General features: G+C 71.9%; 19 protein-coding genes. 16 read left to right on the plus strand and 3 right to left on the minus strand.

Annotated elements, in window-relative coordinates; all coding sequences use genetic code 11:
* A partial coding sequence (locus tag ACFOWB_RS07150) for an ATP-binding protein (RefSeq protein WP_378146478.1) occupies window positions 1-530 on the plus strand: 530 nt, incomplete at its 5' end.
* Here the strand turns inward: ACFOWB_RS07150 and ACFOWB_RS07155 are convergent.
* Window positions 520-1017 carry a hypothetical protein gene (locus ACFOWB_RS07155; RefSeq protein ID WP_261403970.1) on the minus strand — a complete coding sequence of 166 codons (498 nt, stop codon included), beginning with the start codon at window positions 1015-1017 and terminating at the stop codon, window positions 520-522. The two genes, ACFOWB_RS07150 and ACFOWB_RS07155, sit on opposite strands and share 11 nt — an antisense overlap.
* 689 nt (window positions 1018-1706) lie before the next feature.
* On the opposite strand from ACFOWB_RS07155, the gene ACFOWB_RS07160 reads away from it, so the two are divergent.
* Together ACFOWB_RS07160 and ACFOWB_RS07165 are read left to right on the plus strand one after the other, a co-directional pair.
* Window positions 1707-2243, plus strand: coding sequence for a hypothetical protein (locus ACFOWB_RS07160; RefSeq protein WP_261403969.1), 537 nt, complete (start codon window positions 1707-1709; stop codon window positions 2241-2243).
* Window positions 2194-3513 (plus strand): DNA-packaging protein, encoded by a 1320-nt coding sequence (locus ACFOWB_RS07165; protein ID WP_378146900.1) that lies wholly within the window; start codon window positions 2194-2196, stop codon window positions 3511-3513. The genes ACFOWB_RS07160 and ACFOWB_RS07165 overlap by 50 nt, the downstream gene beginning before the upstream one ends.
* A gap of 258 nt (window positions 3514-3771) precedes the next feature.
* Here the strand turns inward: ACFOWB_RS07165 and ACFOWB_RS07170 are convergent, their stop codons facing one another.
* Window positions 3772-4779: a DUF1236 domain-containing protein gene (locus ACFOWB_RS07170; RefSeq protein WP_378146480.1), complete on the minus strand. Its 1008-nt coding sequence runs from the start codon at window positions 4777-4779 to the stop codon at window positions 3772-3774.
* A 232-nt stretch (window positions 4780-5011) separates the two neighbouring features.
* Here ACFOWB_RS07170 and ACFOWB_RS07175 point away from each other — a divergent pair, with 232 nt between their 5' ends.
* The 3 genes from ACFOWB_RS07175 (at window position 5012) to ACFOWB_RS07185 (ending at window position 8407) form a co-directional block, all read left to right on the plus strand.
* On the plus strand, window positions 5012-6172 hold the full coding sequence (locus tag ACFOWB_RS07175) for a phage portal protein (protein WP_261403967.1): 1161 nt from the start codon (window positions 5012-5014) through the stop codon (window positions 6170-6172).
* A 412-nt stretch (window positions 6173-6584) separates the two neighbouring features.
* Window positions 6585-7145, plus strand: coding sequence for an HK97 family phage prohead protease (locus ACFOWB_RS07180; RefSeq protein ID WP_261403966.1), 561 nt, complete (start codon window positions 6585-6587; stop codon window positions 7143-7145).
* Window positions 7142-8407 carry a phage major capsid protein gene (locus ACFOWB_RS07185; protein WP_378146483.1) on the plus strand — a complete coding sequence of 422 codons (1266 nt, stop codon included), beginning with the start codon at window positions 7142-7144 and terminating at the stop codon, window positions 8405-8407. Before ACFOWB_RS07180 ends, ACFOWB_RS07185 begins: the two co-directional genes overlap by 4 nt.
* Window positions 8408-8492: 85 nt before the next feature.
* Here ACFOWB_RS07185 and ACFOWB_RS07190 read toward each other — a convergent pair whose 3' ends face one another.
* Entirely contained in the window at window positions 8493-9752 is a 1260-nt protein-coding gene (locus ACFOWB_RS07190; protein WP_261403965.1) for a hypothetical protein, read from the minus strand.
* A 215-nt stretch (window positions 9753-9967) separates the two neighbouring features.
* Here ACFOWB_RS07190 and ACFOWB_RS07195 point away from each other — a divergent pair, with 215 nt between their 5' ends.
* The 10 genes from ACFOWB_RS07195 to ACFOWB_RS07240 are packed head-to-tail and all read left to right on the plus strand — an operon-like array spanning window position 9968 to window position 14707.
* Entirely contained in the window at window positions 9968-10501 is a 534-nt protein-coding gene (locus tag ACFOWB_RS07195) for a head-tail connector protein (RefSeq protein WP_261403964.1), read from the plus strand.
* Complete coding sequence (locus ACFOWB_RS07200; RefSeq protein ID WP_378146486.1) at window positions 10498-10830, plus strand: phage head closure protein; 333 nt, start codon at window positions 10498-10500, stop codon at window positions 10828-10830. Before ACFOWB_RS07195 ends, ACFOWB_RS07200 begins: the two co-directional genes overlap by 4 nt.
* Window positions 10827-11234: a DUF3168 domain-containing protein gene (locus ACFOWB_RS07205; protein ID WP_378146487.1), complete on the plus strand. Its 408-nt coding sequence runs from the start codon at window positions 10827-10829 to the stop codon at window positions 11232-11234. Before ACFOWB_RS07200 ends, ACFOWB_RS07205 begins: the two co-directional genes overlap by 4 nt.
* Window positions 11235-11265: 31 nt before the next feature.
* Complete coding sequence (locus ACFOWB_RS07210) at window positions 11266-11673, plus strand: phage major tail protein, TP901-1 family (RefSeq protein ID WP_261403962.1); 408 nt, start codon at window positions 11266-11268, stop codon at window positions 11671-11673.
* 23 nt (window positions 11674-11696) lie between these two features.
* On the plus strand, window positions 11697-12053 hold the full coding sequence (locus ACFOWB_RS07215; RefSeq protein ID WP_261403961.1) for a gene transfer agent family protein: 357 nt from the start codon (window positions 11697-11699) through the stop codon (window positions 12051-12053).
* A gap of 17 nt (window positions 12054-12070) precedes the next feature.
* Complete coding sequence (locus tag ACFOWB_RS07220) at window positions 12071-12235, plus strand: phage tail assembly chaperone (RefSeq protein WP_315855136.1); 165 nt, start codon at window positions 12071-12073, stop codon at window positions 12233-12235.
* On the plus strand, window positions 12228-12734 hold the full coding sequence (locus ACFOWB_RS07225) for a phage tail tape measure protein (RefSeq protein ID WP_261403960.1): 507 nt from the start codon (window positions 12228-12230) through the stop codon (window positions 12732-12734). Before ACFOWB_RS07220 ends, ACFOWB_RS07225 begins: the two co-directional genes overlap by 8 nt.
* 16 nt (window positions 12735-12750) lie before the next feature.
* Window positions 12751-13380 (plus strand): DUF2460 domain-containing protein, encoded by a 630-nt coding sequence (locus tag ACFOWB_RS07230; RefSeq protein ID WP_261403959.1) that lies wholly within the window; start codon window positions 12751-12753, stop codon window positions 13378-13380.
* 9 nt (window positions 13381-13389) lie between these two features.
* Window positions 13390-14262 (plus strand): DUF2163 domain-containing protein, encoded by an 873-nt coding sequence (locus ACFOWB_RS07235; protein ID WP_378146491.1) that lies wholly within the window; start codon window positions 13390-13392, stop codon window positions 14260-14262.
* The gene (locus ACFOWB_RS07240) at window positions 14255-14707 is read left to right on the plus strand and encodes an NlpC/P60 family protein (protein ID WP_261403957.1); all 453 of its coding nucleotides are present in this window, start codon (window positions 14255-14257) and stop codon (window positions 14705-14707) included. Before ACFOWB_RS07235 ends, ACFOWB_RS07240 begins: the two co-directional genes overlap by 8 nt.
* Window positions 14708-14730: the final 23 nt, after the last annotated feature.

Below are 14730 nucleotides of genomic sequence, written 5' to 3' on the forward strand. Positions count from 1 at the left end.
GCCAGCGGGCCGCCGGCGCCGCGCTCGCCCAGACGGCGCGCGATTGGGCGGTGCTGAAGCTCGCGAGCCTGCTGATCGGCGCCGCGGTCGAGCGCGCCGGAAGCGTCGACCGCAGCCCGACGCTCGAGCGCGCCGGCGGCCTGTTCGCGCTGCTCACCGGCGGCGCCTTCGAGGGCTTCGCGCAGGATTTCGAGAAGGACGAGCCGGCGCTCGTCGCGCGGCGCGCCGGCGGCGAGCGGGTCGCGGTCTCGGGCCTGAGCGAGGGCACCCGCGACCAGTTCTATCTCGCGCTGCGGCTTGCGGCGCTCGAAGACTACGCCGAGCGCGCCGAGCCCGCGCCCTTCATCGGCGACGACCTGTTCGCGAGCTTCGACGACGCCCGCACCGAGAACGGCCTTCGGGCGCTCGCCGAGGTCGGGGGCAAGATCCAGCCGATCCTCTTCACCCACCACCGGGCGGTGGTGGAGGCGGCCAAAGCCACGCTCGGCCCGGCGGTCGACGTGATCGAGATCGAGCCCGTCACGCGCTGAGCGCGCGGCGCGCGAAGGCCCGGACGCGGGCAGCGGCCGAGGCCGCCGCGCGCCAGGCCGCCGTGCCGCGCACCCAGGCGAGCGCGCGCTCGCGCAGCGCGACCAGAAGTCCGTAGCCGCGGGCGAACCAGCCGATCTCGAGCATGCGCGCCTTGCCGGCGTGGAAGATCCGCTCGCAGATCAGAAGGCTCGACAGATGCGCGGCCACGAGCGCGACGGCCCCTGTCACGAAATGGCCCTCGGCGATCCAGTAGAGAGCCACGAACTTGAACGGCTCGATGGCTGCGAACGGCACGGCGAGCAGCGCCAGCGCGCCGTAGGGCGGCAGGCCCGCGATCCAGTCGCCGATCCTCTGGAACAGTCTTAGGCCCGCGGCCCAGCCGATGATCGGGCGCACGAGCGGCCCGAACAGGGCGTCGAGCGCGTCATAGGCGAGCACGAGCGCCGCGACCGGAACGGAGAGGATTTTCTTGAGGAGGTCCCGCATCACGCCCCGATGCGCCCGGGCCGCGGCGTTTTGAGGGCGGGGCTCGACTGTGGCGAACTTGGGAGCAGGTCGATCCCCTTGTCGTCATGCCCGAGCTTTGCTCGGGTATCCACGACTTCGGCGTAGAGCTTCACGTCCCTAGGAAGTCGTGGATGCCCGGCTGCCGCCGGGCATGACGGCGGCGGGTGTGATCTGCGAATTCCGCCCTCCGTCATGCCCGAGCTTCGCTCGGGTATTCACGACTTTGTCGTAGAGCTTCACGTTCCTAGGAAGTCGTGGACGCCCGGCTGCCGCCGAGCATGACGGCGGCAGGCGTGATCTGCCAATTCCGCCACTCGTCATGCCCGAGCTTCGCTCGGGTATCCACGACTTTGGCGTAGAGCTTCACGTTCCTAGGAAGTCGTGGACGCCCGGCTGCCGCCGGGCATGACGGCGACGGATGTGATCTGCCAATTCCGCCCCCGTCATGCCCGAGCTTTGCTCGGGTATCCACGACTTTGGCGTAGCGCTCGACGCTCCTGGAAAGTCGTGGACGCCTGGCTGCCGCCGGGCATGACGGCGGCGCAGGAACAACTAAAAATCCTAAATAGGAAAAAAGTCATTGACAGCGTGACGCTGGTCGGGTAGGTTTCTTCCATGCTCCACAGTTGCGTCGAGGTCGCGGCGCTGTCCTGCGAAGGAGGCGCGGCATGACGGCCGATCGCCCGGTGAAACAGGCGTTGCACGGCGCGGCCGCGCGGTCCGTCGCCCAGAACGGCATTTCGCCGGATACCGTCGCCGAGGCGCGGCGGCTCTACGAGTCGAGCGCGCTGTCGATCGAGGCGATCGCGACGCGGGTTGGCGTCGGCCGGACGTCGGTGCGGCGGCTCGCGGAGAAGGGCGGCTGGCGCCGGCCCGCGGCCGCGCAGGCGCGAAAACGTCTCGTCGGCGCGATCCGCGAGAAGGCCGAGAAGGAGATCGTGGCCGCCGAGGCCGCCCTTGCGGGCGGCGGCGACGCGGGCCCGGCGGCGCGCACGCTGGCGAGCCTGGTGCGCACGCTGCGCGAACTCGCCCGCTACGACGAGGAGCAGGCGCGCTCAGATGGGCAGGGCCGCGCCGGCGGGCGGGCGGCTGGCGCGGACATGGTGGACGGCGAGGAGTTCGATGGCTTTGTCGCCGATCCTGACGCCTTCCGCGATGCGCTTGCGCAGCGTCTTGAGAAGCTTCGCGACGAACGCGGAACGTGACTCGCAGCTCGCCGCGCTCACCGCGCGGGACGTCGCGCTGATTGAAGGCGACTGGGCGCTCTGGGCGCGGCGGGATCAATGCCCGCCGGCCGGCGACTGGACCACGTGGCTCGTGCTCGGCGGCCGCGGCGCGGGAAAGACCCGCGCCGGCGCCGAATGGACGCGCGGCGTCGCGCTCGGCCGGCCGGGCTTTGCGCCCGCCGCCGGACGGATCGCCCTCGTGGCCGAGACCTACGCCGATCTTCGCGAGGTGATGATCGACGGCCCCTCGGGGCTGCGGGCGATCTGCCCGGGCCCCGAGCGGCCGCGCTACGAGCCGACGCGCAAGCGTCTCCTCTTTCGCAACGGCGCGGTGGCCCACGGCTTTTCGGCCGAGGACCCCGAGGCGCTGCGCGGGCCGCAGTTCGACGCCGCCTGGTGCGATGAGATCGGCAAGTGGCGACACGGCGAGGAGGCCTGGGACATGCTGCAGTTCGGCCTGAGGCTCGGGGCTCGGCCCCGGCAGGTCGCGACCACGACGCCGCGCGCGACGCCGCTGGTGAAGCGGCTGGTCGCCGACGGCGCCGTCGCGGTGACGCGCGCCGCGACCAAGGCGAACGCCGCCAATCTCGCGCCCGGCTTCCTGCAGGCGGTGGTCGGCGCCTATGCCGGCACGCGGCTCGGCCGGCAGGAGCTCGACGGCGAGCTGATCGAGGACCGCGACGACGCGCTGTGGTCGCGAGAGGCGGTGGAGCGGGCGCGGGTCGCCGCCGCCCCGGCGCTGCGCCGGATCGTGGCGGCGGTCGATCCGCCGGCCTCCTCGGGCAAGAGTTCGGACGCCTGCGGGCTCGTGGCGGCCGGTCTCGGCGAGGACGGGCGCGTTTATGTGCTCGCCGACGAGACGCTGCAGGGCGCGCGGCCGGAACTTTGGGCGGCGCGCGCCGTCGCGCTGTGGCGCAGGCTCGAGGCCGACGCGCTGGTCGCCGAGGTCAACCAGGGCGGCGAGATGGTGCGCGCGGTGATTTCCGGCGTCGATCCGTCGATCCCGGTGATCGCGGTGCGGGCGACCCGCGGAAAATGGCTGCGGGCCGAGCCCGTGGCGGCGCTCTATGCGCAGGGGCGCGTCTCGCATGTCGGGCCGTTGCCGGCGCTCGAGGACGAGATGGCGGGGTTCGGGCTCGACGGCCTGTCGAACGGCCGCTCGCCCGACCGCGTCGACGCGCTGGTCTGGGCGGTGTCGCATCTGATGTTCGCCGCCCGGGGCAGGGGCCCGCGGGTTCTGGCGCTTTAGGAGATTTCGCCCGACGGCGCAGCCGCTCCGCCGTCATGCCCGCGCGGCGGCGCGGGCGTCCACGACTTTCTGGGATCGTCGAGCGCTACGCCGAAGTCGTGGATACCCGAGACAAGCTCGGGCATGACGGTTGAGGCGCGCGCGCCTGAACCGGAAGCGGCTTGAAAAAAATGCGCCGGCCGACCGGGGAGGGGTCGGCCGGCGCAGTAACGGAAGCCCGGCGGCGAATGCGCAAGGGGGTGTCCGCCGGGCCTCCGGTTACGCTTCGATCACGTCGACGATCTCGTAGGTGTCGGGGTCGACGATGACGATGAGGTCGTCGTCCGTGACGAAGTAATAGTAGCTCTCATATTCGGGCACGATCTCGACGATCGTGCTCGGCAGGCGCTGCGCCCTGATCTTGTCGCGCGGCAGCTTCACGCCGACCGAGAACGAGACGCCGACGCTCGACCGCGAGACCTTGGCGGACGAGCCGGAGCTCCTGATCGTGGTCTTGATCTTGGTCTTCTGCTCGGTCGAGACGCTGACCTTGGTCCTGGTGGAGGACTTCGACGACGCCTCGCCGCGGTCGCGGTCTCCGCCGGAACGGTCGCGGTCCCCGCCGGCGCGATCGCCGCCGCGGTCGCGGTCGCCCGACTTCTCGCCGCGGTCCATTCCGGACTTCTCGCCGCGATCCTTGTCCATGCCGGATTTTTCGGAGCCGGATTTTTCAGAGCCCGACGACATGTCGCCGGACTTGTCCTTGCCCGAGCCGTCCTTGCCCGAACCCGACTTCATGTCGGAGCCGCTTTTCATGTCGGAGCCCGAACCGGACGTCTCGGAGCCGGCCTTGTCGCCGCCCGACTTGCCCGAGCCGCTCTCCGAGCTCTTGCCGGAGCCGCTCTCCGAGCTCTTGCCCGAACGCTCGCCGCTGTCCGAACCGGACCTCGAGGTCGAGCCAGCGTCCTGACCCGACCCCTGGCCGGAATCCATGCGGCCGCCCGACGACGATCCGCCGCTTGACGCGCCGCCGTCGGACATGCCCGACGACGACCCGCCTGACGACGACCCGCCGCGTTCGGCGCCCGAAGACGAGCCGCCCGCCGAGGAGCCGCCGGACGAACCGCCGCTCGACGACGAACCGCCGGACGAGTCGCCGCCGCCGCCGCCCGACGAGCCGCCGGACATCTCCTTGCCGCCGCCGCCGTCGCCCTTCTGGGCGAACGCGGCAGCCGGCGCCACAGCGATGGCGATCGCCGCGACGGTGGTCATGAGAAGATTTTTCATGGGAAGTCTTTGCCCTTCTGCGGCGGAGAAAAATCACCGCCGCCAAAGCGCGCCCTCGGGACCGCCAACGCGACCCCCGGGCGATCGTTCCGAAAAACATGTCGAAAAACACGCGGCGGACACAACGATCCATGCTGCGCCGCGGCGTGAATCCTGAGGCGTTTTCGCCCAACCGACTGACAACCCGAGCGGAACCGCGCCCGCCGCGCCGCCGCAACCCGTGAGAGCCGCCATGGCGTTCGGTTTCGCGCATTTGTTCGGCCGCCGCCGTGAGGCGAAGTCGCATCCCGCGGGGTCGCTCGTGGCGTTGCACGCCGGCGGCCGCGCGGTCTGGTCGGCGCGCGATCCCGCGACGCTCGCCCGCGAGGGCTACCCGAAGAACCCGGTGGTGCACCGCGCGGTGCGCATGGTGGCCGAGGCGCTCGGCGGCGTTCCGCTGGCGCTCTCCGAGGGCGACCGCGAACTCGACCGCCACCCGCTGCTCGACCTGCTCGCCCGCCCGAACGCCCGGCAGGGCAAAGCGGGGCTGCTGGAGGCGGTCGCCGCGCATCTGCTGACCGCAGGCGACGCCTATTTGGAGGTCGTCTCGATCGAGGGCGAGCCGCGCGAGCTTCATGCGCTGCGGCCCGACCGGATGCGGCTCGAGGCCGGGCCGGACGGCTGGCCGGAGGCCTACGAGTACCGGGTCGGCGCGACGGTCGTGCGCTACGACCAGCGGGCCGAGCCCGTGGCTCCGATTCTCCACCTCTGCCTGTTCAATCCGCTCGACGACCACTTCGGCCTGAGCCCGCTGGAGCCGGCGGCCGCGGCGGTCGACCTCCACAATGCGGCCTCGGCCTGGAACAAGGCGCTGCTCGACAACGCCGCCAGGCCGTCGGGCGCGCTGATCTACAAGGGTCCGGAGGGGCAGGGCCTCGCCGACGACCAGGTGGAGCGGCTGAAGGAGGAGCTGGAGGCGCAATTTTCCGGGGCCGCCAACGCCGGGCGGCCGCTGTTGCTCGACGGCGGCCTCGACTGGCGGCCGATGTCGCTCACCCCGCAGGAGATGGATTTTCTCTCCGCCAAGAATTCGGCCGCGCGCGAAATCGCGCTCGCCTTCGGCGTGCCCCCGATGCTTCTGGGCATCCCGGGCGACGCGACTTACGCCAACTACGCGCAGGCCAATGTCGCGCTGTGGCGCCAGACCGTGATCCCGCTGCTGGGGCGGATCGCGCAGGCGATCGCCAACTGGCTCTCGCCCGCCTACGGCGCCGAGCTGACGCTGACGCCCGACCTCGACGCCGTGGAGGCGCTGAGCGCGGAGCGGGAGTCGCTCTGGCGCCGCGTGACGGCGGCCGACTTCCTCACCGACGAGGAGAAGCGCGCGGCGGTGGGGTATGGGGCGAGAACGTGAGCAGGTCAGCGCCGCCGATCCTGCCGAGCCGGCGCGCAGTAGGCGTCTGGTCGAGACTTGCAGAGGCCGACTGCGTGCTTCGAGACACGGCCTTACGGCCGCTCCTCAGCATGAGGCCGGTTTGATTCCGCTCCAACGGTCGTGACGCTTCGACAGTCCTCATGCTGAGGAGGCCCGCAGGGCCGTCTCGAAGCATGCCGCGACAGGGTCGAGCGCGGCGTCTTCGCAGTGAACCTATTGCGGCGTGCGGATCCTCTCTTTCTTGTCCCGGACGTGATCCGGGACCCAGAACCGAGACGTGTCTCGATCAGGCTCCGCCGCCTCCGCGCTTCAGTCTGAGCGCCTGTCGGTTCTGGGTCCCGGATCAGGTCCGGGACAGGAGGTCCGCGGCTCCATCATCAGGGATCACCCCATGCCCAACCCGCTCTCCCGGGCGCGAACGCTTGCGCCTGCGCGCCGCCCCGCGCCGGAACTGAAGCGCCCGCCGCTGGCTCCGGCGGTCTCGGCCGACGGCGCGATCGAGGGCTACGCCAGCCTCTTCGGCGTCGTGGATCTCGGCCGCGACAGGGTCGAGCGCGGCGCCTTCGCCGCGAGCCTCGCCCGCCGCGGGCCGCGCGGAATCCGCTTCCTGTTCCAGCACGATCCGGCCGAGCCGATCGGCGCCTGGACGTCGATCTCCGAGGACGTCCGGGGCCTGCGGGTCTCGGGGCGGCTCAATCTCGCGGTCGCCCGGGCGCGCGAGGTGCATGCGCTGCTGCGGCAGGGCGCGCTCGACGGGCTTTCGATCGGCTTTCGCGCGGTGCGCTCGGTCCGCGAGGCAGCGGGCGTGCGCCGGCTCATCGAGATCGACCTCTGGGAGGTCTCGGTCGTCACCTTCCCGATGCTGCCCGACGCGCGCGTCGCGGCGGTCAAGCGTCGCGTTTCTCCCGCCGCCGCCCGGCGGCCCCACGCCAGAGAGGCAGCAGCCCGATGACCCTCGCCGATTTCTCCTCCCCCGAAACCAAGGCCGCCGAGGGCGCGCCGTCGTCGCTCGAGGTGGTGACCGCCTTCGACGACTTCATGCGCGCCTTCGAGGCCTTCAAGGAGACCAATGACGAGCGCCTCGCCGAGATCGAGCAGCGGCTCTCGCCCGACGTGGTGACGAGCGAGAAGCTCGCCCGCCTCGACGACGCGCTCGACCGGCAGCAGCGCGCGCTCGACCAGCTGTCGCTGAAGAGCCGCCGGCCGCCGCTCGAGACCGGCGTTGCGCGCGACAGCGGCCGCGCCGAGCACAGGTCCGCGTTCGACGCCTATGTGCGGCGCGGCGAGGTCGCCTCGCTGAAGGGGCTGGAATCCAAGGCGCTCGTCGCCGGAACCGACGCGCAGGGCGGCTATCTCGCGCCCGACGCCACGGAGCGCGAGATCGGCCGGCGGCTTGCCGAAGTCTCGCCGATCCGTGCGATCGCGAGCGTCCAGGCGGTGACGGCTTCGGTCTATCGAAAGCCCTTCGCGACGGAAGGCTTCGCCTCCGGCTGGGCGGCCGAGACCGCGGCCCGCGCGCAGTCGGCGACGCCCGTGCTCGACGAGCTGACCTTCCCGGCCATGGAGCTCTACGCCATGCCGGCCGCGACCCAGACGCTGCTCGACGACGCCGCGGTCGACCTCGACCAGTGGATCGCGCAGGAGGTCGAGACCGCCTTCGCCGAGCAGGAGAGCGTCGCCTTCGTCACCGGCGACGGGATCACCCGGCCGCAGGGGTTTCTCACGCCGCCGAAGGTCGCGAACGGCAGCTGGTCCTGGGGCAATATCGGCTATGTGGCGAGCGGCGCCGCAGGAGCCTTCGACGCTGACGAGCCGGCCGACGCGTTGCTCGACCTCGTCTATGCGCTGCGCGCCGGCTATCGCCGCAACGCGAGCTTCGTGATGAACCGCCGCACGCAGGCCGCCGTGCGAAAACTGAAGGACGTCGACGGCCGCTATCTCTGGGAGCCGCCGGCCGGCGGGCAGGGGGCCGCGAGCCTGCTGGGCTTCCCCGTGGTCGAGGCCGAGGCGATGCCGGACGTCGCGGCCGACGCCCATGCGATCGCGTTCGGCGACTTCCGCCGCGGCTATCTGGTGGTGGACCGGATCGGGGTGCGGATCCTGCGCGATCCCTACACCGCCAAGCCCTATGTGCTGTTCTACACGACCAAGCGCGTGGGCGGCGGCGTGCAGGACTTCGACGCCATCAAGACGCTGCGCTTCGCGGCGAGCTGAGGCGTCGGAAAGGGACGCGCCGCAGGATCGATCCCCACCCTCTCCCGCACGCGGGGGAGGGACGGAGACGGCGGCGCGTCGCGTTCTACTTCGGCGTCGCGATGTAGAAGGTGTCGACGGCGTTGTAGCCCTCGGTGAAGGCGATCACGCCGCCGCTCACCGAGCGGTCGCCGACATAGGGCAGGTAGTAGTCGGCCCCGCCGCGCGCGACGCGCAGAACCTTGCCGCCGGGCTTGGCCACGAAGAACACGTCCTGGTGGTTGCCGTTTCCGTCGACATAGAACGCGGTGAAGGCGAGGCCGCTCGCGTCGACGCCGAAGCCCGGGCCATAGCCGTTGCCCACGAAGGTGTGGAACGTCGTGGCGGCGCCCGGAACCTTGGTCTTCGTCGTGACGAAGGCCAGGGCCTCGTCGAGCGTCCTGGGCTTGAAGATGCCCGAATAGCCGTCGGCCGGCTGGTCCGACAGGACGGCGATCTCGCTCGACGTGTCCGAGGCCGAGGCCGCGGAGTTGCGCACGTGAACGCCGCTCGAGCCGCCCTGCAGCCGCGTCATGTTGTCGATGAGGTCCGTGAAGCCGTCGCCCGCCTGAAAATAGGCGTTCGCCCCGCTCACCGGATCGAACAGTCCGCTGGCGTAGAACTGAAGGCTCTTCTTCGCCACGAGCGGGCGCGAGAAGTAGCCGAAATAGCCCGGGACCGGCCCTGAGGGCGAGCGGGCGTCGAGCTCGGTCTCGGCCGAATAGATCACGGTCTTCAGGCTCGAGCCGTCGATCTTGGCCCTGAAGACGCCGGTCGCCCCGTTCGGGTCGACGCCGAAGAACGCAACCGTCTTGCCGTTGGTCGAGGCCCAGCGGATGTCCTGGAACACGAGCCCGCCGGCCTTCGGGATCGGCGTCTTGCCGTTCGCGATCAGCCGCACGCCGCCGCGCACGTTCGCGGTGTAGAGGCCGTTCGTGTTGTCGGCGTCGCGGGCGAAGAACACCACCGTCTCGCCGCCGATCAGCGTCGGATATTCCGAGCCCGTATTGCCGAAGGCCGTAAACTTGCCCTTGCCGGCCGGCGCCTTGGTCTCGAAGCCCGCGAGCTTGCGGATCTTCTTGGTCGAGATCTGGTAGCTCCAGATCCCGTCCTGCGGGCCTGCGCGATTGGTCCAGACGACGAAATCGCCGGAGATCGCAGGCGGCCCGAAGAGATTGAAGGGCGTGCAGGGATCGGGCGGCAGATCGGGCCGGCAAAGCCCCTTGAGCGGCGCGGTGATCTTGAAGTCGGCCGCCGCGGCGGCGGAGCCGAAAAGCGCAAGGAGCGCTGCAGCGAGCGCTGCGCGCCGACCGGAAATGCGGATCATGAGGCGCTCCCCGAACGATCCCGTGGTGACGTTATCAAGTGCTGACAAGTCGTATCGCCGAACGCCAAAGCATTCGGCGTCGACATGCTCGCAAACATTACCACTCTGTATTGTGCAAGACAATCGATCGGCTTCGGCCTGTCGGGTTTATTTGCGCGCCATGTAGTCGAATACCGCGCAGGCGCTTCGTCATCATCAAAAGTCATGAGGATCTCATGCCCGCCGTGCTTTTGAGCGCGCCCGCGGCCGAACCGATCGGCCTGTCGGACGCCAAGGCTTTCCTGCGCCTCGACCACGACGCCGAGGACGCGCTCGTTGGCGATCTCATCGCCGCGGCGCGCGACCAGGTCGAGCGCCTCACCCGCCGGGTGCTCGTCGCCCAGCGCTGGCGGCTCGACATCGCGGTTCCGGCCGACGGCGCGCCCGTGCTGCTGAAGCCGCGCCCGGTGCGCGAGGTCGAGGAGGTGCGGATCCGCCGTCCGGGCGGCGCGCTCGAGGTTCTGGACGAGGCGCTCTGGCGCTTCGACTGGGCGGGCGAGCGGCTGACCTTCGCGGCCTCCGTTCCGCCGGGCGCGCGGGTCGAGATCGATCTCGCGGTCGGCTATGGCGAGCCCGACCAGGCGCCGGAGTCGCTGCGGCTTGCGGTGCGCCGGCTGACCGCGGAAGGCTTCGAGCGGCGATCGGGCCGCGACGGGCCGCCGGCCGACGTCTGCGGGCTCGTCGAGCCCTACCGGGACATGCGGCTGTGAGCGCGGCGGCGACCCCCGGGCTCCTGCGCCGCAGGATCTCGATCGAGCGCCCGGCCGACGCCGACGACGGCGCCGGCGGCGTGACGCGCGGCTTCGCGCCGCTCGCGACCGTCGCGGCGAGCCTTGAGCCGCTCTCGGCCGAGGAGGCGGCGGCCGGCCGCGCGCTCGGGCTCAACCGCCTGTGGCGCGCGACGATCCGCGGGCGGGGCGACCTCACCGGCGGCCACCGCGTCGCCTGGCGCGGCCATGTGTTCGACGTGCTCTCGGTCCGCCCGCTCGACGCAGACGGGCGTTTCGAGGAGCTGCTCTGCGAGGAGACCGGCGCATGAGTTCGGCCGCGCTTTCCCTGCGGGCCGCGGTCCGCGGGCGCCTTGCGGGCGACGCCGCGCTTTCGGCGCTCACCGGCGGCCCGCGGATCTATGACGAGCCGCCGCGGGGAAGCCTGCCGCCCTACGTCGCGCTCGGCCGCTGCGAGAGCCAGGACGCGTCCGGCGACGGCGCGCCCGCCGAGGAGCATGCGCTGACGCTCGAAGTCTGGTCGCGCGAGGGCGGGCTCTCGGAGGCGCTCAGGATCGCCGACCGCGTCGTGCGGCTGCTCGACGACGCCGATCTTTCGCTCGACGGCGCGCGGCTCGCCGGCCTCGCCTGGCGCGCGACGGAGGCCGACCGCGTCGCGGAGGCGGGCCTTCGCCGCGCGACGCTGACGTTCCGGGCCGTCACCGAGCTCGCCTGACCCATCGACCCCACGCCATCGGAGATCCCTCATGGCCATCCAGAAAGGCAAGGACCTGCTCGTGAAGGTCGCCGACGGGGCGGGCTTCGCGACCGTCGCGGGGCTGCGCTCGCGCCGGCTCGCCTTCAATTCCGAGACCGTCGACGTCACCCATTCCGAAAGCGCCGGCCGCTGGCGCGAGCTTCTGGCCGGGGCCGGCGTGAAACGGGCGAGCGTCGTCGGCGCGGGCGTCTTCCGCGACGGCCCGTCGGACGCGCTGGTGCGCGGGCTCGTGTTCTCCGGCGACGTCGCCGAGTTCCAGATCGTGATCCCGGATTTCGGACGGATCCAGGGGCCGTTCCAGGTCGTCGGGCTCGAGTTCCGCGGCGAGCACGCGGGCGAAGTCACCTACGACCTCTCGCTCGAAAGCGCGGGCGAACTCGCCTTCTCGGCGCTATGACGCCCGACTTCGAGGAGCTTCCAATGCCAGCCAATCGCCGCCGCGGCGAGGTCGAGGCCGTGTTCGACGGCAGGCCCTGCCGGCTCGCGCTCACCCTCGGCGCGCTCGCCGAACTCGAACACGCCTTCGCGGTCGCCGACCTCACCGCGCTCGCGGAACGCTTCGAGACGGGGCGTCTCTCGGCGCGCGACGTCACGACGATCTTGGGCGCGGGGCTGCGGGGCGGCGGCGCCGATCTTTCCGACGCCGACGTCGCGCGCCTGTCGCACGAGGAGGGCGCGGCCGGTTTCGTTCGCGCGGTCGCCGACCTGCTGCGCGCGACCTTCGGGGCCGGGGAGGGCGGCCCGGCGGGCCAAAACCCTTTCCCTGGGACGAGCTGAGCGCCGTCGGACTCGGCGTGCTGAAGCTCGCGCCGCGCGACTTCTGGCGCGCGACCCCGGCAGAGATCGCGGCGGCGGCGCGAGGGCTCGCCGGCGCGGCCGGCGCCGTCGCCCCGCTTCGCCGCGGCGAGCTTGAGCGCCTGATGACGACGTTCCCCGACGCGGAGACACGACATGGCTGAGGGCGAAGCGATCGCCGTGACGATCGAGGTCGAGGCCTCGGCGCTTCGACGCGAACTGACGGAGGCCGAACGCCTCTCCCGCCGCTTCGGCTCGGCGCTCGGCGACGCGCTGGAGGCCGGCGTCGTGCAGGGCTCCTCGCTCTCGGAGGTGCTGCGGGGGCTCAGCGCGCGGCTGTCCTCGATCGCGCTGTCGGCGGCCCTGAAGCCGGTCGAGACCGCGTTCGGCTCGATCTTCTCCGGGCTGACCCGCGGCCTGTTCGGCGGCGCCTCGCCTTTCGGCGCCGCAGGCCTCGCCGCGCCGCAGGGCGTCTCGACCGCGCTCGCCTCCGCTTCGCCCGCAGCCGTCGCGGCGCCTGCGCCTCAGTCGGCGCCGCAGGCCGGCCATGGCGCGATCACCGTCAACATCTCGACGCCGGACGCCGAAAGCTTCCGGCGCTCGGAAGTCCAGGTCTCGGCCGCGCTCGCCCGGGCGGTGGCGCGGGGCCGGCGCGGGCTTTGATCAGGGAGGGCCGCAGGTGAGCCCCTTTCACGACGTGCGCTTTCCGACCGACATCGCGCGCGGGGCGCGCGGCGGGCCCGAGCGGCGCACCGAGATCGCGACGCTCGGCTCAGGGTTCGAGGAGCGCAACGCGCTCTGGGCCCATTCGCGACGGCGCTGGGACGCGGGGCTCGGCGTGCGCACGCTCGCCCAGCTCCAGCAGGTCGTCGCCTTCTTCGAGGAGCGGCGCGGGCGGCTCGTCGGCTTCCGCTTCAGGGATCCGCTCGACCATTCCTCGGCGCTTCCGGGCGTCGGCGTGGAGCCCGCCGACCAGCTGCTCGGGGCAGGCGACGGCGAGACCCGGCGCTTCGCGCTGCGCAAAACCTATGGCGGAGCGTTCGACCCCTATCGCCGGCCGATCCGCAAGCCGGTGGCCGGCACCGCGAGGGTCGCGGTCGGGGGCGTCGAAACCACGGCGTTCGCGCTCGATCTCTCGAGCGGCGAGGTCGTGCTCGACGCGGCCCCGGCGGACGGAGCGCCGGTCTCGGCGGGCTTCGAGTTCGACACGCCGGTGCGCTTCGACGCCGATCGGCTCGAGGTCGACCTCGCGGCTTTCGGCGCGGGCTCCGCGCCCTCGGTGCCGCTGATCGAGATCCGGCTCGCCTGAAGGACCCCCATGCGCCACATCCCCGAAGCGCTCGCCGGGGCGCTCGCCTCGGGCGTCTCCACGCTCGCGCGCTGCTGGCGGCTCGAACGCCGCGACGGCGCGACGCTCGGCTTCACCGACCATGACTGCGACCTCGCCTTCGGCGGGCTCGTCTACCGCGCCGCGAGCGGCATGAGCGCCTCGGCGGCCGAAGCCTCGCTCGGCCTCGGCGTCGACGGGCTCGAGGTCGTGGGCGCGCTCGACGACGCCGGGCTCACCGACGCCGATCTCGCCCGCGGCGCCTATGACGGGGCGCGCGTCGAGCTGACGCTCGTCGACTGGGAGGACGTCGAAAACCGCGTGACGTTGTTCTCCGGCGCGCTCGGCGAAGTCGCGCGCGAGGGGCGGGGGTTCACGGCGGAGCTTCGGAGCCTCGCGCATGCGCTCAACCAGCCGCGCGGCCGGCTCTACCAGCGCGCCTGCGACGCGGCGCTGGGCGACGCCCGCTGCAAGGCGGATCTGACGCTCGCCGAGCATCGGGCCGAAGGCGTCGTGACGGCGGTCATCGGCGTCCGCGGGCTGACGGCGGACGCGCTCGACGGGCGCGGACGTGCGTTCGAACGCGGCCGGCTCATCTGGACCAGCGGCGCCAATCAAGGCGCCGCCGCCGAGGCGCGGCGGCACGCGGACGGCTTTCTGGAGCTCGCCGAGGCGCCGCCGGCGCCGATCGCCGAAGGCGACGGCTTCATGGTGACGGCGGGTTGCGATAAGTCTTTCGAAACCTGTCGAACGCGCTTCGACAACATCCTCAACTTTCGAGGATTTCCGCAGATGCCCGGCAACGACTGGCTCACCCGCCAGGCCCATCAGGGCGACGATCTCGACGGCGGCCGCCTTGTGTGAGGATCGACCGCCGCTCGATCCCCGCTCGGCCGCCGTGGCGGCGGCGGCGCGCGAGTGGATCGGCACGCCCTACCGCCATCAGGCGAGCCTGAAGGGCGCAGGCGCGGATTGCCTCGGCGTCGTGCGCGGGGTGTGGCGCGAGCTGATCGGGCCCGAGCCCGAGCCGCCGCCGCCCTATGCGCGCAGCTGGGCCGAGGACGGCGCGGGCGAGCTCGTGCTCGCCGCGGCGACGCGCTGGCTTGTCCCGGCGGCAAGCGACGAGATCGCGGCCGGCGACGTGCTGCTGTTCCGGGTCTTCCGCGGGACGGTCGCCAAGCATTGCGGGATCGCGACCGGGCGACGCGCCATGGTCCACGCCTATGACGGCCATGCGGTCGCCGAGACCGCGATCCCGGACGTCTGGGTCCGGCGCCTCGTCGCGCGGTTCCGCCTGCCGGGCTTCTGAGAACCCCCTTGTCTTCCAGCCGA

The organism is Chenggangzhangella methanolivorans, assembly GCF_042648545.1.
GTDB lineage: Bacteria > Pseudomonadota > Alphaproteobacteria > Rhizobiales > Methylopilaceae > Methylopila > Methylopila methanolivorans.

What these genes read in the sequence shown, in the direction of transcription:
- ACFOWB_RS07155 (WP_261403970.1), bottom strand. Translation starts at nt 1,017, where the DNA reads ATGCGGGACCTCCTCAAGAAAATCCTCTCCGTTCCGGTCGCGGCGCTC.
- ACFOWB_RS07160 (WP_261403969.1), top strand. Translation starts at nt 1,707, where the DNA reads ATGACGGCCGATCGCCCGGTGAAACAGGCGTTGCACGGCGCGGCCGCG.
- ACFOWB_RS07165 (WP_378146900.1), top strand. Translation starts at nt 2,194, where the DNA reads ATGCGCTTGCGCAGCGTCTTGAGAAGCTTCGCGACGAACGCGGAACGT.
- ACFOWB_RS07170 (WP_378146480.1), bottom strand. Translation starts at nt 4,779, where the DNA reads ATGAAAAATCTTCTCATGACCACCGTCGCGGCGATCGCCATCGCTGTG.
- ACFOWB_RS07175 (WP_261403967.1), top strand. Translation starts at nt 5,012, where the DNA reads ATGGCGTTCGGTTTCGCGCATTTGTTCGGCCGCCGCCGTGAGGCGAAG.
- ACFOWB_RS07180 (WP_261403966.1), top strand. Translation starts at nt 6,585, where the DNA reads ATGCCCAACCCGCTCTCCCGGGCGCGAACGCTTGCGCCTGCGCGCCGC.
- ACFOWB_RS07185 (WP_378146483.1), top strand. Translation starts at nt 7,142, where the DNA reads ATGACCCTCGCCGATTTCTCCTCCCCCGAAACCAAGGCCGCCGAGGGC.
- ACFOWB_RS07190 (WP_261403965.1), bottom strand. Translation starts at nt 9,752, where the DNA reads ATGATCCGCATTTCCGGTCGGCGCGCAGCGCTCGCTGCAGCGCTCCTT.
- ACFOWB_RS07195 (WP_261403964.1), top strand. Translation starts at nt 9,968, where the DNA reads ATGCCCGCCGTGCTTTTGAGCGCGCCCGCGGCCGAACCGATCGGCCTG.
- ACFOWB_RS07205 (WP_378146487.1), top strand. Translation starts at nt 10,827, where the DNA reads ATGAGTTCGGCCGCGCTTTCCCTGCGGGCCGCGGTCCGCGGGCGCCTT.
- ACFOWB_RS07210 (WP_261403962.1), top strand. Translation starts at nt 11,266, where the DNA reads ATGGCCATCCAGAAAGGCAAGGACCTGCTCGTGAAGGTCGCCGACGGG.
- ACFOWB_RS07215 (WP_261403961.1), top strand. Translation starts at nt 11,697, where the DNA reads ATGCCAGCCAATCGCCGCCGCGGCGAGGTCGAGGCCGTGTTCGACGGC.
- ACFOWB_RS07225 (WP_261403960.1), top strand. Translation starts at nt 12,228, where the DNA reads ATGGCTGAGGGCGAAGCGATCGCCGTGACGATCGAGGTCGAGGCCTCG.
- ACFOWB_RS07235 (WP_378146491.1), top strand. Translation starts at nt 13,390, where the DNA reads ATGCGCCACATCCCCGAAGCGCTCGCCGGGGCGCTCGCCTCGGGCGTC.